Below are 26,910 nucleotides of genomic sequence, written 5' to 3' on the forward strand. Positions count from 1 at the left end.
AGGGCAATGACGACCGTCAAGCACATGAAGTGGTGGGGTTGGGGCGTCGAGGGCGTCGCCTTCCACCACGAGGACAAGCCGGACTTCGCGCCGTTCGTGCAGAAGGTCGTCGATCTGGACGTGAATATCCCGCCGGTCGGCGCGATGGACCTCGCCGAGCTGAGCGTTCCGGCCGCGCGGATCCCGGGCGATCTCGTTGCCGAGCTGACCGAGGTGGTGGGCGCCGACCACGTCGCCTCCGACGATCTCGACCGGATCGTGCACACCTACGGCAAGAGCCTGCGCGACCTGGTCCGGCTGCGGGCCAAGGACATCCCCCGCATTCCGGACGTGGTGGTCTATCCCGGTGACGAGGCTGAGGTCCAGCAGATCGTGGACAAGGCGGTCGCGGCGGACGCGGTGATCATCCCGTTCGGTGGCGGCAGCAACATCGCGGGCAGCCTCGAGGCGCCGCCGGAGGAGACCCGTCCCGTCATCTCCCTCGACATGGGCCGGATGAACAAGGTGCTCGACATCGACGAGGAGTCCGGTCTCGCCCGGATCCAAGCCGGAGCGCTCGGCCCCGACATCGAGGAGCAGCTGGGGCGGCGCGGCTGGACCCTCGGGCACTTCCCGGACAGCTTCACCCACAGCACGCTGGGCGGCTGGATCGCCACCCGGTCCAGCGGGATGCAGTCCGACAAGTACGGCGACATCGCCGACATCACCCGCGGCCTGCACGCGGTGCTGCCCGGCAAGGTGCTGGTGCTCCGGCCGCTGCCCAGCACGTCGACCGGGCCGAGCGTGCGCGAGATGATCCTCGGCAGCGAGGGCCGGCTGGGCGTGATCACCGAGGCCACGGTGAACGTGCACCGGATCCCGACCGAGCGGCTCATCCTCGGCTATCTGTTCCCGAGCTGGGAGGCCGGCATCGCTGCGATGCAGGAGATCTCCACCTCCGACGCGCACCCAACGGTCACCCGGATCTCGGACTCCTACGAGACGGCGTTCTCCTTCGCGACCCGAAAGAAGAGCTCGGGCATCTCGAAGCTGGTCAACGAGACCGTGATGAAGGTGCTCCAGAAGCGCGGCTGGAACCTGGACGACATCTGCCTGTCCTTCATCGGGTACGAGGGTGGCCGGGCCGACGTGTCCCGGCAGAAGGCGATGGTCAAGGACGTCGTCGGCAAGCACGGCGGGATCGTCGCGGGCAAGGGTCCAGGCCAGCTGTACGACCAGAAGAAGTTCGACACCCCCTACATCCGCGACTTCCTGCTGGACCGGCACGCCGTGGGCGACGTGTCCGAGACGGCCGCACCGTGGTCGAAGCTGATCCCGCTCTACAACGCGGTCCGGGCCGCGGCCAACGACGCCTTCGACAAGATCGGCGTCAAGGGCTGGATCATGTGCCACATGTCGCACTCGTACCACTCGGGTGCCTGCCTGTACTTCACCTTCGCCTACAAGCACGGCGAGGACGAGGTGTTGGCCCAGTACGACATCGTCAAGGGCGCGATCCAGCAGGCGTTCGTGGACAACGGCGGCACCCTGTCCCACCACCACGGCGTCGGCGTAGAGCACGCACCGTGGATGGAGCAGGACATCTCGGCGGCCGGCGTGCACTTCATCGACGGCCTGTTCAGCGCGGTCGACCCGGGCCAGAACTTCAACCCGGGGAAGGTCGTCGTCAAGTAGCCCTGATTTCGTCCCCCTAGTCCCGGGCGCACCGCGCGATTCGGGGCTCGAGGCAGGGCTGGGGGGACAAAACCAGGGGGTTGCGCGATGGATAGCGTGGCTCTCGATGACGACCACCGACCAAGCGCCTCACCCCGGCACCTGGGCCCCGCTGGCGATCGGCGCGTTCCGCGCGCTCTGGATCGCCCAGCTGGTGTCGAACGTGGGCACCTGGATGCAAACCGTCGGCGCTCAGTGGCTGCTCGTCACGAGCCCGAACGCGGCCGCCCTGACCGCGATGGCCCAGGCCGCCAGCCTGCTCCCGGTGCTGTTCGTCTCGCTCCCGGCCGGCGTGCTGGCCGACATCTTCGACCGCCGGCGCTATCTGATCGCGACCCAGCTCGCCGCGATCGCCGTCGTCGGCCTGCTGGCCGTGCTGACCGCACTCGGGCTGGCGACGCCGAGCGTGGTGCTGCTGCTCACCTTCGGGCTCGGCGTGACGACCGCGCTCGCCAGCCCGGCCTGGCAGGCGATCCAGCCCCAGCTGGTGCCGCGCGAGCTGATCCCCGGCGCGGCCGCGCTCGGCAGCATGAACATCAACCTCGCCCGCGCCATCGGTCCGGCCGTGGCCGGCGTCATCATCGCCGCCTCGAGCCCGGCCGTCGTGTTCGGCATCAACGCCGCGTCCACCGTCTTCGTCGTCGTCGCGCTGCTGCGCTGGCACCCCGCACCGGGCCCGGATCGGGAGCCCGAGCGGATCGTGCCCGCGCTGCGCTCCGGCTCGCGCTACGTCGCCAACGCACCGGTGGTGCGCCGGATCCTGCTCCGCTCGGCGCTGTTCGTGATCCCCGCCAGTGCGCTGTGGGCCCTGCTCGCGGTGGTCGCCTCGGACCGGCTGGGGCTCGGTTCGGGTGGCTACGGCCTGCTGCTCGGCGCGCTGGGCGCGGGCGCCGTGATCGGCGCGCTGCTGCTGACCCGGATCCGCCGGCTGCTGGGTCCGAACCGGCTGCTCGGGGCGTTCACGCTGCTCTACGCGGTCGGGATGGTGGCGACCGCCGTGGTCGGCTCCGCCCCGCTGCTGATGGTGCTGCTGCTCGCCTCCGGCGTGGGCTGGCTGGTCATGCTGTCGACGTTCAACACCAATCTCCAGCTGACGCTGGCCGGCTGGGTCCGCGCTCGCGGCATGTCGACGTACCTGCTGGTCTTTCTCGGTGGCCAAGGAGTGGGTGCCCTCGTCTGGGGAGCCGTCGCGCAGTGGATCGGTGTCTCTCCCGCGCTGCTGGTCGCGACCGGTCTGCTGATCGTCGGTGCCGGCACGCTGCTGGTCTGGCGGCTGCCGAGCGCCAGCCTCGACCGGACGATCAGCGCGCCCTGGCCCGACCCGGAGGTCGACGTCGCACCCGACCCGGTGGACGGGCCGGTCGTGGTCGAGGTGACCTACTGCGTCGAGGAGCGGGTCGAGGAGTTCCTCGCCGCCGCCCGCGCCCTCGGCCTGTCCCGGCGGCGGACCGGCGCCACCAGCTGGGTGCTGTATCGCGACGTCGCCGATCACACCGTGTACGTCGAGGTCTTCTCGGTGCCGACCTGGAGCGAGCACCTGCGGCAGCACTACGAACGGATGACCGGCTACGACTCCGAGCTGGAGCGGCGGGTGGAGGCGTTCGATGCCCGCGGTCCGGAGGGCAGTTCGACCACCCGGCATCTGGTCGCCATCCGGACCTGAGACCGACGGCTCCGGTCCTCCGGATCTCGGAGAGCGCTCTCACAAAGCCGCTGGTGAGGCACCTATTTCAGCGATTCACGTTGTTTTTTGCCCCGCGCGGGAGACTTGTCGTATTGCCGGTCGGGGAACCGTGATTCCAGTAACCTCCAGCCAGGGAAACCCTCCCCGAACGCCCGGGATAGGACAGACGCATCCCGCCTGCTTTGCGATCCCCGCGCGGGCAGGCTTCCCCTGTGCGAATGCCTATCCCGGGTCTGAACGTCACGAGCCCCGGCCGGCACCGGTCACCAGACGACGGCCCTGCGGCCGGCCGGGGCTGTCGGTCGACCGTTCCGAGGCCGTCTAGATTGGCTCATCGTGGCTTACACCGTTCGCACCATCACGGCGCAGGAGCACGTCGCCTTCAACGCGACGCGGCCGTCGGTCAGTTTCCTGCAGACTCCCGCCTGGGGCTCGGTGAAGAGCGAGTGGCGCTCGGAGTCGATCGGCTGGTTCGACGACGAGCGGATCGTCGGCGCCGGGCTGGTGCTCTATCGGCAGCTGCCGCGCATCAAGCGCTACCTGGCCTACCTGCCGGAGGGACCGGTGATCGACTGGGTCGATCCCGAGCTGGCCGGTTGGCTGGACCCGATGGTGCGTCACGTCAAGAAGGCGGGTGCGTTCGGTGTCCGGATCGGGGCCCCCGTGGTCGCCCGTCGATGGCGTAGCGAGACGATCAAGGCCGCGATCGCCGACCCGAAGGTGACCCGGCTGAGCGCGGCACTGCCGGACGAGATCGACCACGCGGTCACCCGGACCCGCAATCAGCTGCGCAGTCTCGGCTGGCGGCCCCCGGGCGACGACGAGGGGTTCGCGGCCGGCCAGCCTCGGTTCGTCTTCCAGCTTCCGCTGGCCGGGAAGACCCCCGACGAGCTGCTCAAGGGGATGAACCAGCTCTGGCGGCGCAACATCAAGAAGGCGGCCAAGTCCGGCGTCGAGGTCACCCGCGGCACCGTCGACGACCTGGCCGCCTTCCACCCGATCTATGTCGAGACCGCGCAGCGCGACGGCTTCACGCCGCGGCCGCTGGCCTACTTCCGGACCATGTTCGACGCCCTGCTGGCCGAGGACCCGGACCGGATCCGGCTCTATCTGGCCCATCACGAGGGCGACCTGGTGGCCGCCACCACCTGGGTCCGGGTCGGAACCCACGCCTGGTACTCCTACGGCGCCAGCACCACCGCCAAGCGCGATGTCCGCGGCTCGAACGCCATCCAATGGCGAATGATCACCGAAGCGCTGGAGGCCGGCGCCGACGTGTACGACCTGCGCGGGATCACCGAGGGGCTGGAGGCGGACGATCCGCATCTCGGGCTGATCCAGTTCAAGGTCGGCACCGGCGGCGAGGCGGTGGAATACCTCGGCGAGTGGGACAAGCCGATCAATCCCGTCCTGTACGCCGCGTTCGACCTCTACATGAAGCGGCGGTGACCCGGTGGCCGGGGTGACGATGTGGCTGGACGAGGCTCGTTGGCGCGAGCACCAGCGGACCGTGGCCGGGTCGGTGCCGCTGGTGCCGGTGGCCAAGGGCAACGGATACGGCTTCTCCCTCCCCCGGCTCGCCGCCGAGGCTCAGGCGCTGAGCGCGGCCTCGCCGGGCGCGGAGGCCGTGCGCTCGGGCGCGATCGCGGTCGGCACGCCCGCCGAGGTGGCGCAGGTCCGGGACGCGTTCGACGGCGACATCGTGATCCTGCAGCCGTACGACGGCGCCGACCCGCTCGCGACCTCGCTCGCCGGCGACCGTCGGGTGATCAGCACCGTCTCCCGAGTGGGCGACCTGGAACGGATCACCACCGCGGCGGACGAGCCGCGGGTGCTGGTCGAGGTGCTTACCTCGATGCGGCGGCACGGACTTCCGGCCGACCGGCTCGCGGTCGTGCGCGACTACCAGCCGCGCATCCGGTTCGAGGGCTGGACCATCCACCTGCCGATCCGCGACCAGGGTCGCTACGCCGAGGCCGAGTCGCTCGGCCGCGCCGCCCTCAGCGCCGCGCCGGGGCCGCTGTGGCTGTCGCACCTGCCTGCCGAGGAGGTGGTCGCGCTGGGACGCCAGCTCGGCGGCTCCGGCGGCGCACCGACCCCGGTCCGGCTGCGGCAGGGAACGAGGCTGTGGCTCGGCGACCCCGGCGCCTACCGGGTGACCGCGACCGTGCTGGACGTGCACTCGGTCCGCCGGGGCGAGCGGGCCGGCTACCGGCAACGCCGGGTGCCCGCGGACGGCTGGATCGTGGTGGTGGCCGGCGGGACGGCGCAGGGGATCGGGCTGGAGGCGCCGACCTCGGCCCGCTCGATGCGGGCCCGCGCCATCTCCGTAGCCACCGGATCGCTGGAAGCTGCCGGTCTCGCGCTGAGCCCGTACACCCTGGCCGGCAAGAAGCGCTGGTTCCTGGAGCCGCCGCACATGCAGTCGTCGCTGGTCTTCCTGCCGCGCTCGGTCAGCCCGCCCGCGGTCGGCGACGAGGTGCCCGTCGAGGTCCGGCTGACCACCGCCGTGGTCGACCGCATCGTCGCCGTCTAGCTCCCAGCTCCCAGCCAGCTCCCAGCTCTATCCGAACTCTCTCCTGAGGGTGCGGCTAGGGCGCGAGGAGCTGCCGGCGGAGCCGGTCGGTGTCGGAGCGGGTCCAGCCGATCCGCTCGACCAGCCCGGGCACCCCGCCGTACCGCTCGTCGACGTGCTCGAGGAAGACCCGCATCGTCTCCGGATAGCTCGCGTGCGACGCCATCGGGCGGTCCCGGAGGTTCTCCGCGTACGTCGGCGAGGCCAGCAGCCGGCCCACCACGGCCTCGACTCGCTCGGTGCTCGCCGCGTAGTCCTCGATCACCGCCTCCCGCTCGACTCCGACCAGGGACAGCGTCATCGCGACCAGGGTGCCGGTCCGGTCCTTGCCGGCGGCGCAGTGCACCAGAGCGGCGCCGCGCGCGGTGCTGATCTCCCGCAGCGCGGACAGCACCGAGTCGGGCCGGTCCAAGACGTAGGAGAGATAGATCGAGGAGATCGGGTTCGCCAGCTCCACGCTGGGCTCCAGGTCGACCCACGGCAACGCCTCCTCCGGCATCACCTCCGGCCGCTCGCCCGCGTCGCCGATCTCGTACTTGTCCTCCCCCACACCGTCGCGCCACTCCCGGAAGAACGAGTGCTGGTGGATGCTGACCCGGGGTTCGCGGGTCAGCGGACCGGGGCCCTCCGCATCGGACTCGTAGGAGCTGCGGAGATCGATCACGTCGGTCAGCCCGAGCGTCAGCAGGGCGTCGACGTCAGCGGCGGTCAGCGTCTGCAGATTGTCCGAACGAAGCAGCCGGCGTGGCTGGACGACCTCCCCGGACGTCGTCGGCAGCCCGCCGAGATCCCTGAGATTGGCCAGCCCGTCGAGTTCGATCCATCGCAGCACGCAGGCGAGTCTAGGTCGCTCAGCTGGCCCAGTGCCCGGTGAAGAACAGCCAGCTCCAGAACACCATCCCGCCGACCATCACCACTCCGACCAGCACGACCAGCGTCCGGTGCACGACTCGGGCGGGCCGGGAGCGCGGCGACCAGGTGCCCCACTCGGCGAGCATGATCCACAGCGGGAACCAGAGCAGGATCGCCCGATTGACCGAGAAGAACCAGTACGAGAGCGAGAAGGCCAGCACCTGGACGCCGACCCAGCTGGCCTCCGCCCAACGACGCCTGACCAGGCAGTACACCGTGACCAGCACCCCGAGCGCCATCGAGGCCATCTCGGCCCGGAACACCGCGGACCACCACGGGTGGTCGGCGTACGCACCGGGCAGGATCGCCGGGATCGTGTTCAGGAACGACTGCCACGGCCAGGTGAGCTGCCGGACCCAGCCGGTCGACTGAGCGTGATACCAGGCGGTCCAGCTGCCGCTGAGCGTCCAGAGGTACGTCGCGAACGCGGCCAGCACCGCCGCGGGGATCAGCAGCCACGCGGTTCGGCGGGCCCGGACCGTCCAGGAGACGCTTCGGGTGGTGAGGATCATCACGAACAGGGCGCCGACCAGGAACAGCCCCGACACTCGGACCGTGCATGCCACCGCGGCCAGCGCCGCGGCCGCGCCCCACTTGTCGGCCCGGGCTCGCTCCCACGCCCAGAACGCAGCGGCGCAGAACAGCGACTCGGTGTAGGGCACGGTGGTGAACACCGCGGTCGGCGCGAACAGCCAGCCGATCGCCGCCCAGGGGCCGCCGAGCCGGAGCAGCGCGGCGGCGGCCAGCGCGGAGCAGACGGCGGCCAGCAGCACGCCGGTGACCCAGATCGGGACCCCGAGCCGGGCGAACGTACCGAGCACGAAGGGCAGCCCGGGGAAGAAAGCCATCAGCTGGCCGTTCGGCTCCGACAGATAGCCACCGACCGCCAGCCGGCTGAAGTGCTGGACGTCCCAGTTGCTGACCTGGTCGACCAGGCTCCGACCCTGGTAGACCGCGAGCAGCAGCGCGACCAGCGCGATCAGCCCGCGGCTGAGCAGCCACGCCTGGACCACCATCCGCCGGGACCAGACGTCCGGGGTCGCTGCGGGACGGTCCGTCCGGGTCGCGGCCGCGGTCTCAGTCACCGTCGGTACGTTCGCCGTCGTCTGCAGGGATGCCCTTCGACAGGCTCAGGGCACGATCCCCAGCCTCGTGCCCTTCGCTCGTCGAAGGGCGCGCTTCGCCGCTCGGTCCAGTTCCCTTCGACAGGCTCAGGGCACGGTCCTCGGCCTTGTGCCCTTCGCTCGTCGTAGGGCGCGCTTCGCTGCGCGGTCCAGTGACCGTCGACCGGCGCAACCACTCGACATCGGCGGCACCGTCCAGCACCCCGCCGGACGGGTCGTCCAGCCCGCCCGCGCGGACCGGATCGTGCTCGGGACGCAGGATGTCGCGCACCACCATCGCACCGACGTACGCCTGGGTGCAGAGCCGGACGATCACGGCCAGCCAATAGAGCCGGACCTGGTCACCGCCGCCGGGTTGCAGCTCGCCGCCGAGGAACCACCAGATCGCGCCGAAATAGAGCAGCTCGCCGATGGTGAACACCCACCAGTCCCGCCAGCGTGGGCGGGCCAGCACGAGCAGCGGGACGAGCCAGAGGACGTACTGCGGGGAATAGACCTTGCCGGTCATCACGAACGCCAGCACGACCAGGAACGCCACCTGCCCGAGCCGGGGTCGCCGGCGGGCGAGCAGGACCAGCGCCGCGATGCCGACGCAGGCGAGTGCGAAGAAGCCGTTGCTCAGCACGTTGACGTGGTCGATCTGATAGCCGGCGAGGCTCAGCACGTACCACAGCGAGCCCAGGTCCGGCCCTCGATCGGCGTTGAACCGCCAAAAGTGCAGCCAGGCGTCCGGCGCGAGCACCATCACCGGAAGATTGACGACGCTCCAGGACACCACCGCCGCGCCGATCAGGACCGCAAACGACCGCAGCCGCCGGCTGCGCAGGCAGAGCAAGAAGAGCGGTCCGAGGATGAACAGCGGATACAGCTTCGCGGCGATGGCGAGCCCGAATAGCACCCCGGCCCAGCCCGGGCGGCGCCGCGACCAGAGCATCATCGCCAGCGCCGTGAGCGCGACCGCGAACAGGTCCCAGTTGATCAGTGCCGCCGCCGCGACGCACGGCGATGCGGCCAGCATCATCGCGTCCCACGGCCGATCGGGGATGGTGCGCAACAGCGCCCACACGGCGACGAGGAAGCAGGCGCCCAGCAGCACGGTGTTCACGTCGACGAACACCAGGGTCGAGTGCACCTGCTGGACGTCGGTGAGATCGACCCCCTGGGCGGCGCCGAACAGCGCGGCCAGCCGCCGCTCGAGCTCGAGGAACCAGCCGGTGAGAACCGGATACTCCAGCACGTCGTAGTTGCCGGAATCCAGATAGGGCACGTTGCCCTGCATCAACCCCCGACCGGAGTAGAGCAGGCCGATGTCGGAGTAGCACATCAGCTTGAAGTGGTCCGGGGACTGTCCGGGCGCGGTGATCCGGCAGGGCAGCCGCCAGACCACCGCGATCAGGTAGCAGACCGTCGCCGTCAGCAGCACCACTCGCTGGGGGGTCCACCAGACCGCGGTCGCCGCGTGTCGCCCGATCGGGCCGCCCAGCCGGGCGCTGACGGTTCGGACGAATCCGTCGGAGAGCGACGGTGCGTCCGGGGTGCGGGCGTCCGGGGTGCGGGCGTCCCGGCTCCGGGCCTCGGAGTTCGGTGCGTCGGGGCTGCGCGGATCAGCAGGAGGTACGTCGGGAGTCGGCGTGTCCGGCGCGGGGGTCCGGACCAGCGACATCAGCCGCCGCCGGCTTCGTCGGCGCCTTGCTGCCCGTTCCCGTTGCCCCCATTGCCCTTCCCATTGCCATTGCCATTGCCGTTCCCATTGGGGTTGCCGCCGCTGGAGGCGCCTCCGGTCGGCTTCTTCGTCGGCTCCTTGGTGGGGCTCTCGGTGGTCGCACTCTGGGTCGGGGCGGTGGTGGTGGGCGGCGCGGTCGGCGTCTGGCTCGGCTTGGCGGTCTCGGTCTGGGTCGGCTGCGCGGTCGTCGGGGCGTACGTCGGCTGGTTCGGCGCCGAGTCCTTGTTGACCCACGCGGGCTCGGCGAACTTCTTCACCGGCAACCCGTCGGTGGCCACCTTCATATAGGCCGCCCAGGTCAGCGCCGGATACGTACCGCCGAAGAATGTCGAGTCGCCGGGCCGCCGGAAATCGTCCAGGTCGGCGTTGCCGCCGTCACCGGCGACGTACATCACCGCGGTCGAGATCTGCTTGGTGTAGGCCACGAACCAGGCCGACACGATGTCGTCGGCGACGTCCTTGGTGCCGGTCTTGCCGGCGATCGGCAGGTCGAGGGTGCGCACGGTGGAGCCGGTGCCCTGCTCGACCACGTCCTCGAGCGCGTACGTCACGTCCCGGGCGACGTCCTCGCTGACCGCCCGCTTCTCCTGCGGATCGGCGGAATAGATCACCTTGCCCGACGCGTCCTTGACCTCCTTGACGACGTGCGCGGGGACGTAGGTGCCGTCGTTGGCGAACGTCGCGTACGCGTTCGCCTGGTCCAGCGGGCTCACCTCGGCCGTGCCGAGCGCGACCCGGGAGTTGTCGTCCCAGCCGGCTCCCTTCGGCGCACCGGCGGCCTGGGCCGCCTTCATCACCTTCGCCGGGCCGTCGTCCATCTGGGTGGTCAGGTCGACGAACGCGGTGTTGATGGAGTCCGCCGTCGCCTTCAGCAAGCTCACCGGGCCGTACTGGTAGGAAAACTCGTTGCGCACCGAGGTGCTGTCGCCCTTCGGGGTGAACGTGTTCCCGTTGAAGATCGATCGCAGGCTGAAGCCGTCCTTCAGCCCGGCCGCCAGGGCGTACGTCTTGAACGTGGACGCCGTCGGCCGCGCCGTCGTCGCCCAGTTGCGCGAGTTCTTCACGTAGTCCGGTCCGCCGTACAGCGCCAGCACCTCGCCGGTCCCCACCTGGACCGAGGCGATCGCCGCGTGCAGCTTGCTGGCCTTCTGGCCGGCCGCGTCCGCGGACCGCTTCGTGTACGTCTGCGCGGACTTCACCGCCGCCGCCTGCGCCTTCTTGTCGAAGGTCGTCGTGATGCTCAGACCGCCGCCGGAGATCTGGCCGGCGTCGAACCCGGCCTGGGACAACTCGCGCTCGACCATCTTCAGCAGGAAGCCCTTGGGGCCGCCGTACCGCTCGTTGGTCGGAACCTCGGGGAACTTGGGCAGCGGCGCGTATTGCGCGGCCTGCTCGAAGGTGATGTAGCCCATCTGCGCCATCGAGGTCAGCACGTAGTGATAGCGCTCGGTCAGCCGCGGCACGTTGTCGTCGGAGACGCCCGGGTCGAACATGCTCGGGTTGTTCACCACCGCCGCCAGCACCGCTGCCTGGGGCACCGTGAGCTTCTTGGCGTCGACGTTGAAGTAGGCCTTGCTCGCGGCCTGGATGCCGTAAGCCCCACGACCGAAATAGATCGTGTTGAGATAGCCCTCCAGGATCTGTTCCTTGCTCAGCTCCTTGTTGATCTTGTAGGCGAGGAACAGCTCCTTGAACTTCCGGGTCAGGGTCTGCTGGGAGTTCAGGTAGAGGATCTTGATGTATTGCTGGGTGATGGTCGAACCGCCCTGGAGGTCGCCGCCGCGGGCGATCACCCAGGCCGAGCGGACCATGCCGCGGATCGAGATGCCCGGATCGTCCCAGAACGTCCGGTTTTCGGCGGCCACGATCGCCTGCTTGATGCTGTCCGGCATCTCCTCGAACGTCAGCGGCTGCCGGTTCTGGATGGCAAAGCTGCCGAGCTGGCTCTTGCCGTCGTTGTAGTAGACGAAGGTGGTCGCGGTCTCGAAGTCGGCGTTCGGGTTGGGCCGCTGGACGGTGTTGTAGCCGATGAAGACGATCGCGGTGACGGCGACCAGGCCGAGTAGCGCGGCGGCGGCGACCACCTTGGCGATCCGCCCCGCCCACAATCGACCCTTGGTCTTCGGCTCTTTGGCCTTGGTCGGCGTGGTCGATCCGTTCTTGCCGGCCCGCTTCCCGGGCAGTGGTTCGACGGGGCCCCAGTCGGGGTCAGCCATACAGGTCCTCGACGGTCGGCTGCCGGCGCGGGGGTTTGCGCTTCACCCCGTCGCCGAGCAGATAGCTCTGGATCATGAAGTTCCACCGGCAGGCCAGGCAGATCTCGACCACCACGACCTTGAACTCACCGAACTCGTGCGCCATCTCCTCCAGCTCGCGGGTGGCCTTGATCCGCCCCGAATATTGCCCCAGCTGGTCGCCGAAGACATAGCGCAGCGTGGTCAGCTCCGGCTTGTCGCAGACCGGACAGGGCGCATCGCTGAGCTCGCCGTGGTGCTTCGCCGCGCGGGTCAGCATCGGGTCGGCGTCACACGCGTCCAGGCGCGCGAGGTTGCGGCCGGGACGCCGCAGCGTCTCCAGCGTGGAGCGACGCTGCAGCGCATAATCGATGACCTCGCGCTGCGACCACATGCGATCCAGAGTAAATGGCACCCCGGACAGTTGGCGATCCGTGTGAAGCTGCTCTCAGTCGGGAACTTTCGTTCAGACCACCGCGGCGCGGACCGAGAGCACGTCCGGCAGGTGCCGGACGATCTCCGACCAGGACTCGCCGTCGTCCAGGCTGGCGAAGACGCAGCCGTCCCGGCTGCCCACGTACAGGCCGGTCAGGTCGGCGTTGTCCGCGGTCATCGCGTCCCGCATCACCGCGGCGAAGAACCCGTCGGGCAGGCCACTGCTGGACTCGGTCCAGCTCTCGCCCGCGTCGGTGGACCGCCACACCCGGGCGCGGCCGCCCGGCGGGATCCGCTCGCTGTCGGCGGTGAGCGGAAACACGAACACCGTGTCCGGCTGGTGCGGATGGACCACGATCGGGAACCCGAAGTCGGCCGGCAGCCCGTCGGCGATCGACACCCATTGCCGCCCCGCGTCGTCGGAGCGGTAGACGCCGTGATGGTTCTGGGCGTACATCCGGTCGGGCCGGGAGGGGTGCGCGGCGACCTTGTGCACGCACTGGCCGAACTCCGGCCACGGATCGGGGAAGAAGTACGCCTTGATCCCCTTGTTGAACGGGTTCCAGCTGTTCCCGCCGTCGGCGGTCTGATAGACCCCGCCGGTCGACATCGCCACGGTCAGCTTCTGGCTGTCGTCGGGGTGCGGCACGATCGTATGGATGGCCTGGCCCCCGTACCCGGCATCCCACTCGGGCCGGTGCGGGTGGTCCCACAGCGAGCGCACCAGCTCGAACGACTCGCCCCGGTCGGCCGACCGGAACAGCGCCGACGGCTGGGTGCCCGCGTAGACGACGTCGGGGTCGTTCGCCGGGCCGGGCTGGATCTGCCAGACCCGCTCGACGCTGGCCCCCAGCCCCGCCGGGAACTTGACCGTGGCGCCCTGGGTCTCGGTCCACGTGTGCCCCAGGTCGTCCGAGCGATAGACCCCCGGCCCGAAGTGCTCGCTGGTGCCGCCCACGAACAGCCTCGGGGTTTTCCCTCGGGTGTCGATGCCGGTCGCGTAGATGCCCTGCATCAAGAACTCCGGCTCCGACCAGGTCCAGGTTCGCCGGTCCTCGTCGGACCGCCCGATCCACAGACCCTTCTTGGTCCCGACCAGCAGCACTGCCTCCGTCATTGCGCCTCCCGGCTCGACTGTCTCTCTGCATCATGACTCTTCTCACCGCCGCGGATCATCGGATGGACCTTTAGGGTGTACTCCGACGAAAACCCCGTCCACAACCGCCGTCTCGCCGGTTACCGTCGATGGCCCTGGTGGCGTACGATCGTGCGTCGGTCCGGCTGCCCTCGTCAGCCGCCCGGGGCCATGGCGCAATTGGTAGCGCACCTGCTTTGCAAGCAGGGGGTTAGGGGTTCGAGTCCCCTTGGCTCCACGCCACCGTTCTGCCTGTCAGAGCCATGTTCGACCCGTTTTCGCCGACCTCTGCACCGCTGTCCTCGGCACCTGAGTGACTAACTGCGTGACTACGATCTTGCACGAACTCGGACGAGAACAAGCGGTCCATAACGCTCGCGCCGGTTTGGATCACCGCCCGCAGCTGGTGGCGGTAGACAAGCTCAGTCACCGTCGTGCCGCGGTGCCCGACCAGCCGCGCAATCTCCTCGATGGGGATTCCGGCATCGGACGACAGCGATACAGAGGAATGCCGCATCTCCGGCGGCGTCCATTCGCTCGGCTCAACGCCGGGCACACCTGCCAACGCGCGAGGGAAGTAGCGTCGGACGTTGGCCGCATCAAGGGCCGGCGCAAGCGCCGGCAAGCAGCGCCTGTCCCCGCTTCGCCGCGGGCCGCGCCGCCACACTCACCGCAATCATCCGACGAAGACCGCTCGCGCCAACCCTCTGCACGGTACATCCGAACAAGTATCGTTCTGAGCCATGAGCGGCGTCCCGACCAGGAGTCGTCGGCGTCGGAGCCTCACCCATCGCACATGCTGGCGAGCAGCGGCTGCAGCGCTCCTGGTCGTCGTTGGCTGGTATCTCTTCCTATCGCCGCACGCTTTCAGTGAACGCGCAGCCATCGCCGTAGCCGATTTGTACCTCGAGGCGGAAGCCGCCGGGGACTGCGACACCGTCAGCAGACTGACCACGAAAGCCGAACCGTGCGCAGACCTCGAACAGCGGGCATTTTCGCTGAGCATGATGGAGCAGACCGGACGCTGGCACGCGGTCGTTAGCCACCTCACCGCACGCGCTTGGACCACTCTGGCTGGCAACGTACGCGTCGAGTATCGACTAGCAAGAACCGACCAAGGTTGGCGCGTCGTCGAGCGCACCCGCTGAACAGAGGATCTTCGCGGGGCCACCGCTGGCATTCCGTTGAGTGACCAACTGAGTGACAATGGCCGCGCCCGCACCGGGACACGCGTGGACGTTCCCGGACTCAGCGAGCATCAGATCGGCCACGGAGCGGCGGCCCAGGTCTTGTTTGCAGCAGAGGGTCAGGGGATTCGAGTTCCCTCAGCTCCACCCCTCGTCAGAGCCTGTTTCGTAGCACTCGCCGCGAGGGCCGAGTACAGCAGCAAAGTACAGCAACGGGACCTTGACAGGGAACGCTGCATCCCCGCTCGCTTGGCCCGAGTCGAGCTGCTCGCTGAGCCGCCGGGTGCCGCTGTGATTCGATCCGATGCCCGTCCTCACACTTGGCACACTTGCTCCGTGCTGAGCTATCCGCCCAAGGGCACCGTCCGCTTCTTGCTTGAGACCGCGTTCGCTGTCCTGGTCTTCGCGGGCGGAACCCTCGCAGTCCAGGCGGGCCCACCGATCTTCGCCGACGACGACGGACTCGGCACTGGCCTACTCATGTTCGCCCTCTACGCGCTCGTGGCCTTCGTATGGGGTGGGCTCGACGGTTGGCGGCGCCGTCCCCTGGCCTGGATCGCTGTCCGCTGGGTCGTCGTTTCACTGGTGACGTCAACGGTCGGAACGCTGTACATCTCGTGGGGGTACATCCACGAGCACGCGGCAAGCTTCGTCTCTGAGCTGATCGCGTTTGGATTCTTCCTACTTGGCCTCATCGGTGCCGTTGCGATCGCCGGCGGTTACCTTGGTCGGCAGATCGGCCGGAGTCGGAGTACAGCGCCGAAGCACAGCAACGACCACGCTACGCAGTGAGCCCGCCACTGTGCGTCGGTGTTCTACCGAGCGCGACCGGACCCAGACGGCGGGAATGTTGACCTTTGCCGGAAGAGGTTCAGGGGTTCGAGTCCCCTTGGCTCCACACCGTTCGGCCCGACTGACGTGGCCGACTTCAGTCGTCGGTTCGCATCTCCAGGGTGGTCACTCGATCGCGGCTCCCTGAGCCGCCTGGGCGGTCTTCGGCTCGTCGGTCGGAGGAGCACCGGAGTTGGTCCGCCGCCACACCAGTACGAAGAGCAGGACGGTGACGATACCGATCGTGTTCAGGATCGTGATGGAGACGGTGATCAGCGGGTCGGCAGCAAACGGAAAGATCATCATCAAAAGCATGGGCGCGATGTTTCGAACGGCCGTGGTGATTTCGGCGGCGTGCCTGATGGGGACGTTCTTGACCCGGACGGCCGTGACCAGAAGGTAACCACAGCCAAGTCCGATGAACGGGCCGGCAAGCGCAGCGAGGTAGCTCCCAGTACCCCACGTTTGGACGAAAAGGCCCCAATACACAAGGAGTGTGAAGTTCAGGTTCAAAAGCAAGGAGAGAATCGCAACGCGCACGGTCCAGCGTTGCAGCGGCTTTGCGAGATCGGACCATAACAGCCTGAAGACGCAGCCCAGAGCCAATGGCAGGAGAAGGAAGAGAAGGAGCGGCCAGGCGATATCCCACGACGAGGTCTTGAGCTGAACGTCGACCGCGTCGATTGCAAGGGGCAACCCGAGCGGGAGGGCAATGGTGGTGGCAACGGTCAGGAGCACCAAGAGCATGGTGGCGATGTTGATGTTTGCCCTGCCCAGCTTGGCAAGAACTGGGGCGAACGGCATCCCCGCAGACAAGGCGGCGATGCAGAACCCGACCTTGATCTCGTCCGGAATGGATGAAGCTATCGTGACGAGATAGCCGACGAACAGGGTGGGAATCACAACGAAATTGGCGACCAATGTCAAAACGGCAATCTTCCAATGCGCCACGGCCTGTGCCAACAACTTGCCCACCGGAAGCCTGAGCCCGAGTCCGAACGCATTCAGTACGACGAAAAGGACGCCGAAGCCGTTGATCAGCACAACCTGACTGGCCTGAGTTGTCATTTGTGGTTCTTTCTCTCGAGCCCGCTGAATCCGACGGCTCGCGGCTCCAGCCTGCGCTCTGTCTCCGATGCGCCAGCAGCGCATTCAGCATGATGCACCTGGACGGAGGGGAGCGCTAGCTGTAGAGACCGATCGGAGGGCCGGCTCGGACTGACGGCCACACGATTGCGCGGCCGCTCGGGGTCGAGATCCACCTGAAGCCAGCGCAGCCCTCGCCCATTCTCAGCAATCTGTGGGCATAATCCGAAGGATGAACCACGAGCTGGACGGCGAGGCAGGCCTTCAGCAGCAGATCGACGGACTCCGCGACGAACTTGCCACCCTTCGGCAAGAGTTGGCGGCGCTCACGAACCGCGCGGACGCCAGTGCAGACAGGGCGGATGCGAGCGAAGCCCGCGAGGCGCTAGCCCAAGGTCGCGCTGACGCCAGCGAAGCCCGCGAGGCGATAGCCCAAGGTCGCGCTGACGCCGGCGAGGCCCGCGAGGAGCAAGTACGACGACGCGTCGAGGCTATCGAGTCCCTCGCGGCGGAGGATCGGCTCAGAATCGACGACTTGGAGGCGCACGTCGACATCGATCGCGAGATGATCTTGGAGCTACACCGCGAGGGTGTGCTTCAAGATGACCAGGTCGAGCAACTCCAAGCGGCCCTTCGTTCGTCTCGCGTCATCGGCGCGGCCATCGGCATCGTGATGAGCACGCGAGTGGTCACTCAGGAGGAGGCCTTCACCGTCTTGCAGCAGGCGAGTAGCAGAACGAACCGCAAGCTGCGCGAGATAGCCGAGGAACTGGTGATGACCGGAGACACCGGCGCTTTAGCGTGACCTGACGACGCAACTCGAGCGTCGCAGCGGGGCGCCGCAAGCCGCCGAGGCTCCGCCTGAAGCGGCCCGCCACGAGTTCCAGATCCGTAGCCGCGCGCCCGGCCGGTGCCCGAACAGCCGCTGAGCTGTATCAGATCGGGATCCGCGGGGTTCTGGAGAGTGCGCGTGCTCACGCGGTCGCGACGGGTTGGGGGCGGCATGAAGAAGTGGTCGATCGTGGCAGTCATGATGCTGGTGCTGGCGGCGTGCGCATCGCCGTACGGTGGCACATCGAGCGGCGACACCCCGAGCGGTGACACATCCAACACCGATACATCGAACACGGGCAGAACGAACACGGGCAGAACGAACACGGGCGGTACGAACACGGGCGGTACGAACACGGGCGGTACGAGTGTCGTATCCGGTCAGATCACCGACCGCGAGACCGGGCGGCCGTATCCCAACGCGTATGTCCGATTCGAGTGGCTCGTCAATGCCACCTACGCGAACGAGATCCATACGGTCACCGACGGCAGCGGACGGTATGTCGTCGAGCTGCAGCCGGGCCAGTATCAGGTGACCGCCGGCGATTCCTGCGACTTGAATGCCGGCTTCGCTATCGTCGGCAGGGCACCGGACGACGTGATGATCAGCGTGCCGGAGACCAGCGAGGTGGACTTCGTCGAATACCCGATCACGCCGGGAGCCGACATTCCCGGCGTCTGCTAGCGCGGCTTCCTCGACGATGCCGATCTGACCCAGCCTGACCGCGACGCGGCTACCGTTGGCCGTGCAGCGGCCCGACGGCGGGTCCGTCTCCAACCCGGGGGAGCACGATGTCGGCTGACGCGGGCTCGATGCCCCGCACGGCGGAGCACGCGCCGGCGGTCTCGCGCGGCGCAGCCGGTCTGCTCCTCGCGGTGACAATCCTCGCCGTTGCCGTCAACGCGTGGGCGCACAGCTACGCGGAGAGAACGCCCATCGGTGTGGTCGTCTCCTGGTGTCTGTTCGTGTTGGCGGTTCCGACCTGGCTCGCGATGTCGATCAGCGCGCTGCGTCGTGGACAGCGCCCGCCGTTCCTCGTCGCGGTGCCGGTGCTGATCGCGCTCCTTCTCGTCGCCACCCGCCTCGACCTGCCGCAGACAGTCCGCTTCGGACTGAGCCGCGCCGCGTTCGACCGGCTCGTCGTGCTCGCGGGGCCGCCACCGGCTCCTCCCGCGCCGGCCGATGCCGACACCCCTGGAGCCTTCCCGATCGCGTGTCCGTCCGGGGTCGGTCTGTATGGGATCACCGCGTGCCAGACCGACGACGGCGGCTACTACTTCTACGAGAACGCCGACGAGGCGAGTGGGTTCGCGTATCTGCCCTCAGGCCCGCCCGGCGCCGCACCTGACGGTACCCAGCCGTCCTGGCAGTACACCGATCGCGGCGACGGTTGGTACGCCTTCGCGCTTGCGGACGAGTCCGACTGACCTGGTCGCGCGGGGCGGCACGGCGGCGATCAACCAGGGTGGTGCGCGTCCGAGACGGCCGCCGGCCGGTCACCTTCGGCCACCGGGTCGAGCCGCGCGGGTAGCCAACGGATCGGGACGAGCAGCAGCCCGACCATCAGCACGCTGCCGTGGATCAGCGGGATCATGTAGCGCGGCAGGGCGATCGGGCCGGCGACCAGGATCGCGAGGTTGAGGAACAGCGGCACGGTCGCCAAGGCGAGGAACCAGTTTCGTCGACGCAGCGCGAAGCCGAGCGCCAGGAGCGGGATCCAGGAGCAGTACAAGGCCTTGCTCGCGAGCAGGTTCCCCGTGGTGAAGGTGGTCGTGGCCCGGTTGACCGCTGACCGCACCGGCGCCAGCGCGGCCGGAGGGCGCAGCGCGAGCGCGACCTCCTCGACCTGGGCCCGAGTCGTCCCCTTGAAGCTCCGCGACACCCAGAAGTCGATGTAGCGGCGCAGGTCGAGGTCACTCTGGAAATCCAGTCGCGAGACGGGAGCGAAGTATTCGTAGGTGTTGTTCGCGGTGGCCGCGAAGTACGTCCCGGGATAGCGCAAGAGCTGCGTGAGCCAGACCTTGAAGTACGCGAGCTTCGCACTCAACGGCGCCTCGTCGTCCCAGCGACCCTTCACCGAGTCCGAGCGGCGGGGGACGTACGCCTTGGCCAGTCCGTCATATCGCAGCACCCGGTCGATCGCCGCTCGTTGCGCCGGCGAAATGTCCTTGCCGTGCTGCCGCACCGTGCGTGCCGTCTGCTGCAGCGGGATCGAGAGCGAGTCGGTGCCCGTGCCGGGCGCCACTCCCAGCGCGGGCAGGACCACGTGCGGCCAGAGCACGCTCGTGACGACCAGCACCACGCCGGTGCCGAGCAGAAGCCGGAGCCGGGTGCCTCGCGCGACGACCAGCAGCAGGACCACGACACAGAGCACGAGGACGTAGACGTTCGGGCGCTTCGCGAGCACGAGCGGGATGCAGACCCCGACGGCCCCCAGCGCGATCCAGGGTCGCATCAGGAACCGGCCGCGGGTGCGGAGCGCCTCGACGTACAACACGAAGAACGGCAGCCAGAAGATCGCCGCGAAGGTGTCCTTGCTCATCACCGCCACCGACATCGCGAAGGTCGGGAAGGCGGCGACGAACACGGTCAGCACCAGCCGCGGGCCTCTCGGCAGGCCCAGCCGGGCGAGATAGACCAGCACCAGCGCCATCGCGAACGCGGTGGCCACGACTTGGAAGAGCAGGAACGCGAACAGCCCGAGGTTGTAGCTGCCGAACGGGCGACCGAGATCCCAGAACCAGCCGAAGATCGCCGTGTCGAACCAGGGATGATGGTCGACCCGCCGCGCCAGGCCCAACGACTGGAACAACTGGGTAATGGTGTCGGAGTCCACACTGCCCGGGTAGTGGATCAGCAGCCACGGAATCCAGCCGGCCAGCAGGATGCCGACGCTGGGCAGCAACCACCGGCGCAGCGCCCGGCGCATGGGAATGACCTGCGCCGCAGCGGCCGCGTCGGGGTCCGCCGCCGAGTCCCAGCGCCGGTCCAACCAGCGATAACCGATCCTGATCGGCAGGTACAGCACGACCGCGAGCAGCAGCACGATCAGCAGACTGCCGAGCGCAGCGCCGACCGAGGCGCTGAACCAGATCGTGCTGTCCGTTGCGGCGAAGGAGCCGCCGACCACGAAGAAGCCGGCGAACAACAGCGCGAGAACGGCCGCAATCACATCGGTGGACGCGAGCATCCGGCGCAGCCGGGCAGCCTGGTGCGGCGGCTGCGGCTGAGGGTCGGGGCGAAGCACGGCACAACGATAGGTGTCGGACAACCCCGGTCCGGCCCATCGCGCCGCCGCGGAGTCCGTGTCGAGACCCGTCGCGGCGAGCCGGGCTCGACTACCCTCGAACAACCCGCCGAGACCACCGGCGGCCGGCAGAGGGAGATGTGATGACCAGCACGCCCACGATCGCTGCGATCGTGCCGTGTTACAACGAGGAGGCCGCCGTCGCTCAGGTGGTCTGCGATCTCAAGCGGGCGGTCCCCGACATCACCGTCTACGTCTACGACAACAACAGCACCGACAACACCGCCGCGGTCGCCCGTGAGGCCGGCGCGATCGTGCGGACCGAGCCGCGCAAGGGCAAGGGCAACGTGGTCCGGCGGGCATTCGCCGACGTCGACGCCGACATCTATCTGCTGATCGACGGCGACGACACCTACGATGCCGGTGCCGCGCCCGCGATGATCTCCGCGCTGCGCGAGGGCCCGCTCGACCACGTGCTGGGGGTCCGCCGGGAGACCACCGGGCAGAGCGCGTACCGGCCGGGGCACGAGACCGGCAACCGGCTGTTCAACCGGCTGGTCGGCTTCTTGTTCGGCGAGACCGTGACAGACATGCTCAGCGGCTACCGGGTCTTCTCCCGCCGCTTCGTCAAGTCGTTCCCGGCCTTGTCCCGGGAGTTCGAGATCGAGACCGAGCTCACCGTGCACACGATGCGGCTCCGGGTGCCGCAGACGGAGGTGGCGGTCGGCTTCAAGGACCGGCCGGCGGGCAGCGTGAGCAAGCTGCGGACCTACCACGACGGCTTCCGCATCCTGCGGCTGATCGGGCTGCTGCTCCAGCACGAGCGCCCGGTGGTCTTCTACGGCCTGGTGTCGGCGCTGTTCACCCTGCTCGGGCTCATCCTCGGCATCCCGGTCGTCGTCGAGTTCTGGCGGACGGGCCTGGTTCCCCGGCTGCCGACCGCGGTGCTGGCCTCCTCCCTGATCCTGATCGCGATCCTCAGTTTCGTGGTCGGCCTCGTGCTCAACGGGGTGCTGCGAGCCCGGGAGGAGGCGGCCCGCTTGGAGTACCTGCGCTGGGGCGCCGTACGCGGGCCGGATCCCCGATGAGCTCCCTGCCGGACAGCACGGCGAGCAGTGCTGGCAGCGGCACGGGCGACCAGCCGGCCCGGCCGCGCGGCGCGTTCTGGCGGTACGTCCTCGTCGGCGGCTTCAACACGCTGCTCGACCTCGGTCTGTTCACGCTGTTCGCGGTCGTGGTCGGTCTGGCACCGCTCGTCGCCAACGTGATCTCGACCTCGATCACCCTCTGCGTCAGCTACCTGCTCAACCGGGCCTTCGTCTTCCGTACCACCCGGAGCGTGCAGGGCACCGTGGTCCAGTTCGTCGCGGTCACCCTGGTCTCGGCACTGGTGATCCAGTCCGCGGTGATCTGGACGGTGATCCATCTCGGCCAGCTGCTGGTCCCCCAGCTGTCCCACGACATCCTGGCTCCGTTCGCGAAGATCTGCGCGATGGGCGTCGGGATGATCTCCAACTACCTCGGCTATCGCTGGCTGTTCGGCCACCGCGGCCGCTGACCCGCCCGGATTCCTGGTCGCTGCCCGGATCATCCGTTTCGGGTCATGTCTCGGCGGCGAACTGTGCCTAGGGTCGGAGATCGACGACGAAGGGACGGGATCTGATGGGGCTGCGAGACCGACTGGGCCGCAACGAGGCGCCGGTGCTGCGTTTCCAGATGCGGCAGAAGCTGATCGCGATCGGCGACGACTACTGGATCGAGAACGAGGCCGGGCAGCGGGCGTACAAGGTGGACGGCAAGGCCCTCCGGGTGCGCGACACGTTCATCATCGAGGACACCTCCGGCCGGGAGGTGGCGAAGATCAAGGAGCGGATGCTCCGGGTCCGCGACTCGATGGAGATCGAGGGCGCGGCGGGCAAGGCGACGGTTCGCAAGGCCCTGGTCGGGATCCGGGAGCGGTTCACCATCGACGTCGACGGCGCGCCGGACCTGAAGGCGCACGGCAACATCGTCGACCACGAGTACGAGATCGAGCGCGACGGCGACACCGTCGCGGAGGTGTCGAAGAAGTGGTTCCGGCTCCGCGACACGTACGGCGTCGAGATCCACCCCGGCGTCGATCCGGCGCTGGTGCTGGCGATCACGGTGTGCATCGACGCGATGACGCACGACTGACCGACGGCGCGGGCGTCCGTCCACTGCCCCTCCTACAGTGAGGGGGTGAGTACGAATGCCTCCAGACCGGGCGGCGGCTGGAACGACAAGGTGATCGATGAGTTCCGGGCCAACCAGGGCAATGTGGGCGGCCCCTTCGCCGGCGCACCGATGATTCTGATCCATCACCGCGGCGCCCGATCCGGGCTCGAGCGCGTCAATCCGCTGGTCTACCTGCCCGACGGCGGGGAGATGGTCATCGCGGCGACCAAGGGCGGCGCGCCGACCAATCCCGACTGGTATCACAACCTCAAGGCGCATCCACGGATCACCGCGGAGGTCGGCACGGAGACGTTCACCGTCGACGCGACCGAGATCACCGGGAGCGAGCGGGACGAACTGTGGCGGCGGATGGTCGAGTTGCGCCCCGGTTTCGCCGACTACGAGACCAAGACCTCTCGGGTGTTCCCGGTGTTCCGGCTGACCAGGGTGGACGCCGGAGCCTGACGGCGCGCCTGCCCGAACGCGCAGATCCTCGGGTCCGTCCGGGCACCGCACCACCGGCCACGTAGACCGCCGTTCGGCCCGGGTGGTTCAGTTCTGCCATGGGGGAGCATGCGCGAGTGCCTGGACCCCAGCACCAGGCCGCGCCCGTGCGTCAGAAGGGAACGCCTACCCGGGTGGCCGACCCGAGCGGGGTCGCCGGCCGAGCCGGGACCGCTCCCGCGCCGTCGCTGGATCTGCAGCGGCTGGCCGGGAACCAGGCCGTGCTGGCGGCCGTCCGGCAGATTGCCGACGGGGCCCTGCAGCGGGTCGCGGTCAAGGAGACCCCACCGGACGAGACGCTGTACAACCAGCCGGGCGCCGGCGGCAAGGCGGGCGCACAGAAGTACGGCGGAGACGTCTCCTACGACATGACCCGCAGCGGCGACACCGGCGTCACGGTGACCGTCCGGATCCAGTTCCTCAACCAGTCCCGCAACGGCGTCGACCCGACCGCGCCCGGAGCACCGCCCGGCACGCCGCCGCTCGGCGCCCTGCTCGGCAGCCCGACCGAGATCCCGGCCAACGATCCGGACGACCGGCGAACCTGGTGCCAAGACATCGTCAAGGAGCAGGTGAAGCCGTGGAACGGCAAGCTGACGCTGGTCGGTGAGGAGTTCAACTTCACCGAACCGAACACCAAGAAGCGGCTGCCGGTGACCTTCAACTCGGTCGCGGTCTTCGGGCTCGCCGAGGCGCACGACCAGGTGATCATCGTGCACCCGAAGTCGGTCCAGGCCGACCCGAAGACCGGAAATCCGATCGACGCCGGCAATTACTACCTGAACAAGGGCGGCTACACCAACGACGACAAGGTGATCGCCGCCCACGAGTACGGCCACCTGCTCGGCATCGACGACGAGTACAGCCAAAGCAACGAGATGCTGAACGCGCTGCTGCACCAGGCCGCACCCGCAGGCGCGCCGAGCGCGATGGCCGCGCTGGACAAGAAGACCGTCGAACGGATGGTGCTGGCCTCGCTGAAGAAGCCGCTGATCGCCCAGCTGAAGACGACGCTGCCGGCCGTGACGGACGCGTTCCGCGCCAAGCGGGCCGCGGTGAAGACCAAGATGGCGGCGGCGGCCCGGACCGGGGTCGTCGACGCCGCGGTCCGCACCGAGCTGGAGAAGGGCCTCACCGCCGCATCGGATCCGAAGCTGGGTCCGAGCGTGCCGCGGGCGGTGGCCTTCCAGAGCACGGCGAACTTCAGCAACGTGACGATCTCCGGGCAGGGCGTCGACGCGGGCTTCGACGCGGCGCGGATGACGACCCAGATCGTCGCGGCGTACGAGGCCGCGCTCGACGCCGCCCAGGGTGCGACGGTGAACGTGGCCGGGGTCGGCGACACCAGCATCAACGTGAAGTCGTCGGTGCCGGCGATGACCGCGACCGGTGGTGCACAGCAGGCCAACGCGGCCGGCGTAGCGGGCAGCACGGTCGGTTCGGCCGGTGGGCCGGGCACGTTCTTCGGGCTGCCGGTGATCTTCCCGTCCAGCGGGCTGACCGGTCAGCTGATGGCGTTGCCGGCGACCTGGGGTACGGCCGGCTCGGCGATCGAGTCCGGCGTCACCCCGGCCGCGTTCGCGACCAAGATGGCGGCTCTGGTCAAGGCCGCCGCGATCGGTGCGGCGGCACCACCACCCGGCGTGGCACCGGCGGGCGGGGCAGCACCGGCAGGGGGCGCGGCACCGGGAGCCGCCCCGGGCGGCGCGCCGGCACCGGCGCCGAAGATGACCCGGGCCACGGAGCTGTACCGGAAGGCGTACGACGTCGTCTCGGTGAACTCGAGGAGGGCCTGCACCGAGGTCGCCGCCGACCTGATCGGCACGGTGGTGAAGCCGGCGCTGGCCACCGGCGTCGCGGATCTCCAGTCGACCATCGCCGCCGAGGTGAACCGGGTGATGACCACGCCCCCGAGCGGTGTCGCGGCGCTGGGTCCGCCCGATCCGCAGATGGCCGCCCTGGTGGCGCACATGAAGGCCCAGCTGGACGCGGACAAGGCGGCCGCCGCGGGTGGCGGGCATTCGCCGCTGGGGACGGGCAAGGCCGCGCCGGACCAGAACGTGACCTACAGCGTGCAGAGCCTGATGGGCTCGTCGAAGAACACCTCGATCCGGGCCGATCAGTTCAACCCGATGGTCAAGCAGTTCAACGACAAGCTGAAGACGCTGTTCGAGAAGTCGTTCACCGCCGAGGTGAAGTGATGGCCGAGATCGCCCGGATTCAGTGGGTCTCACCCGGCCCGCGAGAGGTGGACGAGGAGCTCGTGGTCGGCGGCGACGGCTCGGCCCGGTTGCTCGTCCGGACGTCGCGCGACGGCAGCCCCGCGATCGGGACCTGGCGAACCGACACCGACCCCGACGAGCGGGCCGAGCTGGCGGGAGTGCAGCGTGAGATCGACCTGCGACATCCCGCGCTCGATCCGGTGGCCGCCCTCGCCGAGCGGGTCGCCGCCCGGGCCCGGCAGCAACCCGTCGCCGTCGCGACGTTCTATGCCGCGGCTGTCACCGGGATCGGGATCGGTCTGCAGGCCGTCGGCGCGGGCGAGGCGGCGGCGGAGTTCCAGCTGGACCCCGGCTCGGTGGTGGTCCATGTCGAGGACCAGGACGGCACGGAGTCTCGCTGGTACCCGGCGGGGCCGCTGGAGGCGGGCTTCGTCTCGTCCGACCCCGCCGTCTTCGGTGGGGTCGGGACACCGGCGCAGGTGCCGCCCGGGACGTACGGCACGATCGCGGTGAGCTGTCCGGAGCTGGACGACCCCGCGACGCAGCCGACGGTCGGCGCGATCGCGGTCGAGGTGACCGGACGGCTGCGCGGGGCGCTGGACGAGGACGAGCCCTATCGCCGGTTCGTGGTGCGGACCGCGGCGGTGCCGTTCCGCGGCTGAGCCGGTCGGCCGCCGGCGATCACCACCCGCGGATCAGCCGCCGATGATCACGGTCGGGCAGCCGGGACCGGGCGCGATCGGCACGCCGTGCAGGCTCTGATCGCCGAGCCGGGCCGCCGGGAAGCCGCCGATCATCACCGTCATGCTGCCCATCGCGATGCCGTTCGGTGCCGGCGAGACGCAGACGATTCCGCCCGGGATCGCGTTGGCGACCGCGGCCGGCATGTTGCCGATCAGCACCGTCGGGACGGCGGCGGCCGGGGTGATCGGCCCGCCCACGTGCGGCTTGGGCCCGTCCATCAGGGGGCAGACGACGGTGTCGCCCGCGCGCAGCGCAGGTCCGGTCGGCATCGGTTCACCTCCAGCGGAGTCACCATCGATGATCCCAGCCACGGTCGGCGCCGACCAGAGCTCGCGGGGCCGGGGCGGCTGCCCTTTCGGGCATGCCTCCGTCCCCCCACGCCCCAGCGCCTACACCCCCACTTCGCGCGTCCAGATCTCCGCCCCATCCGATCGGCCCACTTCGCGCGTCCAACCGCGACTTCGCGGCGGGCTCAGGGGGTCAACGCAACACCGATGTGTTTGGCCAGTGTTTCAGCTGGGGTGTA

23 protein-coding genes and 1 tRNA gene are annotated in these 26,910 nt (G+C 69.0%); 15 read left to right on the forward strand and 9 right to left on the reverse strand.

Annotation, left to right across the window (positions count from 1 at the left end):
- Nucleotides 1-6 precede the first annotated feature (6 nt).
- From ABD747_RS17520 to ABD747_RS17535, 4 genes are all read left to right on the forward strand, one after another.
- Nucleotides 7-1,674: an FAD-binding oxidoreductase gene (locus ABD747_RS17520; protein ID WP_344806938.1), complete on the forward strand. Its 1,668-nt coding sequence runs from the start codon at nt 7-9 to the stop codon at nt 1,672-1,674.
- A gap of 106 nt (nt 1,675-1,780) precedes the next feature.
- On the forward strand, nt 1,781-3,376 hold the full coding sequence (locus tag ABD747_RS17525; protein WP_344806940.1) for an MFS transporter: 1,596 nt from the start codon (nt 1,781-1,783) through the stop codon (nt 3,374-3,376).
- 357 nt (nt 3,377-3,733) lie between these two features.
- Entirely contained in the window at nt 3,734-4,846 is a 1,113-nt protein-coding gene (locus ABD747_RS17530) for a lipid II:glycine glycyltransferase FemX (protein ID WP_344806942.1), read from the forward strand.
- A 4-nt stretch (nt 4,847-4,850) separates the two neighbouring features.
- A complete protein-coding gene (locus tag ABD747_RS17535) occupies nt 4,851-5,933 on the forward strand; it encodes an alanine racemase (protein WP_344806944.1) in 1,083 nt (360 codons plus the stop codon).
- A gap of 55 nt (nt 5,934-5,988) precedes the next feature.
- On the opposite strand, the gene ABD747_RS17540 is transcribed toward ABD747_RS17535, so the two are convergent.
- The 6 genes from ABD747_RS17540 to ABD747_RS17565 form a co-directional block, all read right to left on the reverse strand.
- Nucleotides 5,989-6,804: a tyrosine-protein phosphatase gene (locus tag ABD747_RS17540; RefSeq protein ID WP_344806946.1), complete on the reverse strand. Its 816-nt coding sequence runs from the start codon at nt 6,802-6,804 to the stop codon at nt 5,989-5,991.
- 19 nt (nt 6,805-6,823) lie between these two features.
- Nucleotides 6,824-7,900, reverse strand: a complete 1,077-nt coding sequence (locus ABD747_RS17545; protein WP_344806982.1) for a hypothetical protein — start codon at nt 7,898-7,900, stop codon at nt 6,824-6,826.
- 61 nt (nt 7,901-7,961) lie between these two features.
- Nucleotides 7,962-9,671, reverse strand: coding sequence for a glycosyltransferase family 87 protein (locus tag ABD747_RS17550; protein ID WP_344806948.1), 1,710 nt, complete (start codon nt 9,669-9,671; stop codon nt 7,962-7,964).
- Nucleotides 9,671-11,947 (reverse strand): transglycosylase domain-containing protein, encoded by a 2,277-nt coding sequence (locus ABD747_RS17555; protein ID WP_344806950.1) that lies wholly within the window; start codon nt 11,945-11,947, stop codon nt 9,671-9,673. The genes ABD747_RS17550 and ABD747_RS17555 overlap by 1 nt, the downstream gene beginning before the upstream one ends.
- On the reverse strand, nt 11,940-12,359 hold the full coding sequence (locus ABD747_RS17560; RefSeq protein WP_344806952.1) for a DUF5318 family protein: 420 nt from the start codon (nt 12,357-12,359) through the stop codon (nt 11,940-11,942). The genes ABD747_RS17555 and ABD747_RS17560 overlap by 8 nt, the downstream gene beginning before the upstream one ends.
- 72 nt (nt 12,360-12,431) lie before the next feature.
- The gene (locus ABD747_RS17565) at nt 12,432-13,517 is read right to left on the reverse strand and encodes a WD40/YVTN/BNR-like repeat-containing protein (RefSeq protein ID WP_344806954.1); all 1,086 of its coding nucleotides are present in this window, start codon (nt 13,515-13,517) and stop codon (nt 12,432-12,434) included.
- Nucleotides 13,518-13,700: 183 nt separating this feature from the next.
- Between ABD747_RS17565 and ABD747_RS17570 the strand changes: the two genes are divergently transcribed.
- Nucleotides 13,701-13,773: transfer RNA gene (locus ABD747_RS17570), tRNA-Ala, on the forward strand.
- Nucleotides 13,774-15,058: 1,285 nt separating this feature from the next.
- On the forward strand, nt 15,059-15,514 hold the full coding sequence (locus tag ABD747_RS17575; protein WP_344806956.1) for a hypothetical protein: 456 nt from the start codon (nt 15,059-15,061) through the stop codon (nt 15,512-15,514).
- Between the two features lie 165 nt (nt 15,515-15,679).
- Here the strand turns inward: ABD747_RS17575 and ABD747_RS17580 are convergent, their stop codons facing one another.
- Nucleotides 15,680-16,621 (reverse strand): bile acid:sodium symporter, encoded by a 942-nt coding sequence (locus ABD747_RS17580; RefSeq protein WP_344806958.1) that lies wholly within the window; start codon nt 16,619-16,621, stop codon nt 15,680-15,682.
- A 250-nt stretch (nt 16,622-16,871) separates the two neighbouring features.
- Here ABD747_RS17580 and ABD747_RS17585 point away from each other — a divergent pair, with 250 nt between their 5' ends.
- The 3 genes from ABD747_RS17585 (at nt 16,872) to ABD747_RS17595 (ending at nt 18,898) form a co-directional block, all read left to right on the forward strand.
- On the forward strand, nt 16,872-17,444 hold the full coding sequence (locus ABD747_RS17585; protein ID WP_344806960.1) for an ANTAR domain-containing protein: 573 nt from the start codon (nt 16,872-16,874) through the stop codon (nt 17,442-17,444).
- 225 nt (nt 17,445-17,669) lie between these two features.
- A complete protein-coding gene (locus ABD747_RS17590; RefSeq protein ID WP_344806962.1) occupies nt 17,670-18,155 on the forward strand; it encodes a carboxypeptidase-like regulatory domain-containing protein in 486 nt (161 codons plus the stop codon).
- Nucleotides 18,156-18,283: 128 nt separating this feature from the next.
- Nucleotides 18,284-18,898 carry a hypothetical protein gene (locus ABD747_RS17595; RefSeq protein ID WP_344806964.1) on the forward strand — a complete coding sequence of 205 codons (615 nt, stop codon included), beginning with the start codon at nt 18,284-18,286 and terminating at the stop codon, nt 18,896-18,898.
- A gap of 29 nt (nt 18,899-18,927) precedes the next feature.
- On the opposite strand, the gene ABD747_RS17600 is transcribed toward ABD747_RS17595, so the two are convergent.
- Entirely contained in the window at nt 18,928-20,718 is a 1,791-nt protein-coding gene (locus ABD747_RS17600; RefSeq protein ID WP_344806966.1) for a DUF6020 family protein, read from the reverse strand.
- 143 nt (nt 20,719-20,861) lie between these two features.
- On the opposite strand from ABD747_RS17600, the gene ABD747_RS17605 reads away from it, so the two are divergent.
- From ABD747_RS17605 to ABD747_RS17630, 6 genes are all read left to right on the forward strand, one after another.
- A complete protein-coding gene (locus tag ABD747_RS17605) occupies nt 20,862-21,806 on the forward strand; it encodes a glycosyltransferase (RefSeq protein ID WP_344806968.1) in 945 nt (314 codons plus the stop codon).
- Nucleotides 21,803-22,276: a GtrA family protein gene (locus ABD747_RS17610; RefSeq protein WP_344806970.1), complete on the forward strand. Its 474-nt coding sequence runs from the start codon at nt 21,803-21,805 to the stop codon at nt 22,274-22,276. The genes ABD747_RS17605 and ABD747_RS17610 overlap by 4 nt, the downstream gene beginning before the upstream one ends.
- A 104-nt stretch (nt 22,277-22,380) precedes the next feature.
- Complete coding sequence (locus tag ABD747_RS17615; RefSeq protein WP_344806972.1) at nt 22,381-22,893, forward strand: LURP-one-related/scramblase family protein; 513 nt, start codon at nt 22,381-22,383, stop codon at nt 22,891-22,893.
- A gap of 45 nt (nt 22,894-22,938) precedes the next feature.
- Nucleotides 22,939-23,379: a nitroreductase family deazaflavin-dependent oxidoreductase gene (locus ABD747_RS17620; protein WP_344806974.1), complete on the forward strand. Its 441-nt coding sequence runs from the start codon at nt 22,939-22,941 to the stop codon at nt 23,377-23,379.
- A 116-nt stretch (nt 23,380-23,495) separates the two neighbouring features.
- Nucleotides 23,496-25,619 carry a hypothetical protein gene (locus ABD747_RS17625; RefSeq protein WP_344806976.1) on the forward strand — a complete coding sequence of 708 codons (2,124 nt, stop codon included), beginning with the start codon at nt 23,496-23,498 and terminating at the stop codon, nt 25,617-25,619.
- On the forward strand, nt 25,619-26,302 hold the full coding sequence (locus ABD747_RS17630) for a hypothetical protein (protein ID WP_344806978.1): 684 nt from the start codon (nt 25,619-25,621) through the stop codon (nt 26,300-26,302). The genes ABD747_RS17625 and ABD747_RS17630 overlap by 1 nt, the downstream gene beginning before the upstream one ends.
- Before the next feature lie 33 nt (nt 26,303-26,335).
- Here ABD747_RS17630 and ABD747_RS17635 read toward each other — a convergent pair whose 3' ends face one another.
- Entirely contained in the window at nt 26,336-26,653 is a 318-nt protein-coding gene (locus ABD747_RS17635; RefSeq protein ID WP_344806980.1) for a PAAR domain-containing protein, read from the reverse strand.
- Nucleotides 26,654-26,910 lie beyond the last annotated feature (257 nt).

The sequence above is a fragment of the Microlunatus ginsengisoli genome, assembly GCF_039537205.1.
Lineage (GTDB): Bacteria > Actinomycetota > Actinomycetes > Propionibacteriales > Propionibacteriaceae > Microlunatus > Microlunatus ginsengisoli.

Coding starts and splice junctions, on each gene's coding strand:
- ABD747_RS17555 (WP_344806950.1), bottom strand. CDS start 11,947: ATGGCTGACCCCGACTGGGGCCCCGTCGAACCACTGCCCGGGAAGCGG.
- ABD747_RS17615 (WP_344806972.1), top strand. CDS start 22,381: ATGGGGCTGCGAGACCGACTGGGCCGCAACGAGGCGCCGGTGCTGCGT.
- ABD747_RS17550 (WP_344806948.1), bottom strand. CDS start 9,671: ATGTCGCTGGTCCGGACCCCCGCGCCGGACACGCCGACTCCCGACGTA.
- ABD747_RS17590 (WP_344806962.1), top strand. CDS start 17,670: ATGATGCTGGTGCTGGCGGCGTGCGCATCGCCGTACGGTGGCACATCG.
- ABD747_RS17605 (WP_344806968.1), top strand. CDS start 20,862: ATGACCAGCACGCCCACGATCGCTGCGATCGTGCCGTGTTACAACGAG.
- ABD747_RS17630 (WP_344806978.1), top strand. CDS start 25,619: ATGGCCGAGATCGCCCGGATTCAGTGGGTCTCACCCGGCCCGCGAGAG.
- ABD747_RS17565 (WP_344806954.1), bottom strand. CDS start 13,517: ATGACGGAGGCAGTGCTGCTGGTCGGGACCAAGAAGGGTCTGTGGATC.
- ABD747_RS17635 (WP_344806980.1), bottom strand. CDS start 26,653: ATGCCGACCGGACCTGCGCTGCGCGCGGGCGACACCGTCGTCTGCCCC.
- ABD747_RS17580 (WP_344806958.1), bottom strand. CDS start 16,621: ATGACAACTCAGGCCAGTCAGGTTGTGCTGATCAACGGCTTCGGCGTC.
- ABD747_RS17545 (WP_344806982.1), bottom strand. CDS start 7,900: ATGGTGGTCCAGGCGTGGCTGCTCAGCCGCGGGCTGATCGCGCTGGTC.
- ABD747_RS17560 (WP_344806952.1), bottom strand. CDS start 12,359: ATGTGGTCGCAGCGCGAGGTCATCGATTATGCGCTGCAGCGTCGCTCC.
- ABD747_RS17595 (WP_344806964.1), top strand. CDS start 18,284: ATGCCCCGCACGGCGGAGCACGCGCCGGCGGTCTCGCGCGGCGCAGCC.
- ABD747_RS17610 (WP_344806970.1), top strand. CDS start 21,803: ATGAGCTCCCTGCCGGACAGCACGGCGAGCAGTGCTGGCAGCGGCACG.
- ABD747_RS17520 (WP_344806938.1), top strand. CDS start 7: ATGACGACCGTCAAGCACATGAAGTGGTGGGGTTGGGGCGTCGAGGGC.
- ABD747_RS17525 (WP_344806940.1), top strand. CDS start 1,781: ATGACGACCACCGACCAAGCGCCTCACCCCGGCACCTGGGCCCCGCTG.
- ABD747_RS17585 (WP_344806960.1), top strand. CDS start 16,872: ATGAACCACGAGCTGGACGGCGAGGCAGGCCTTCAGCAGCAGATCGAC.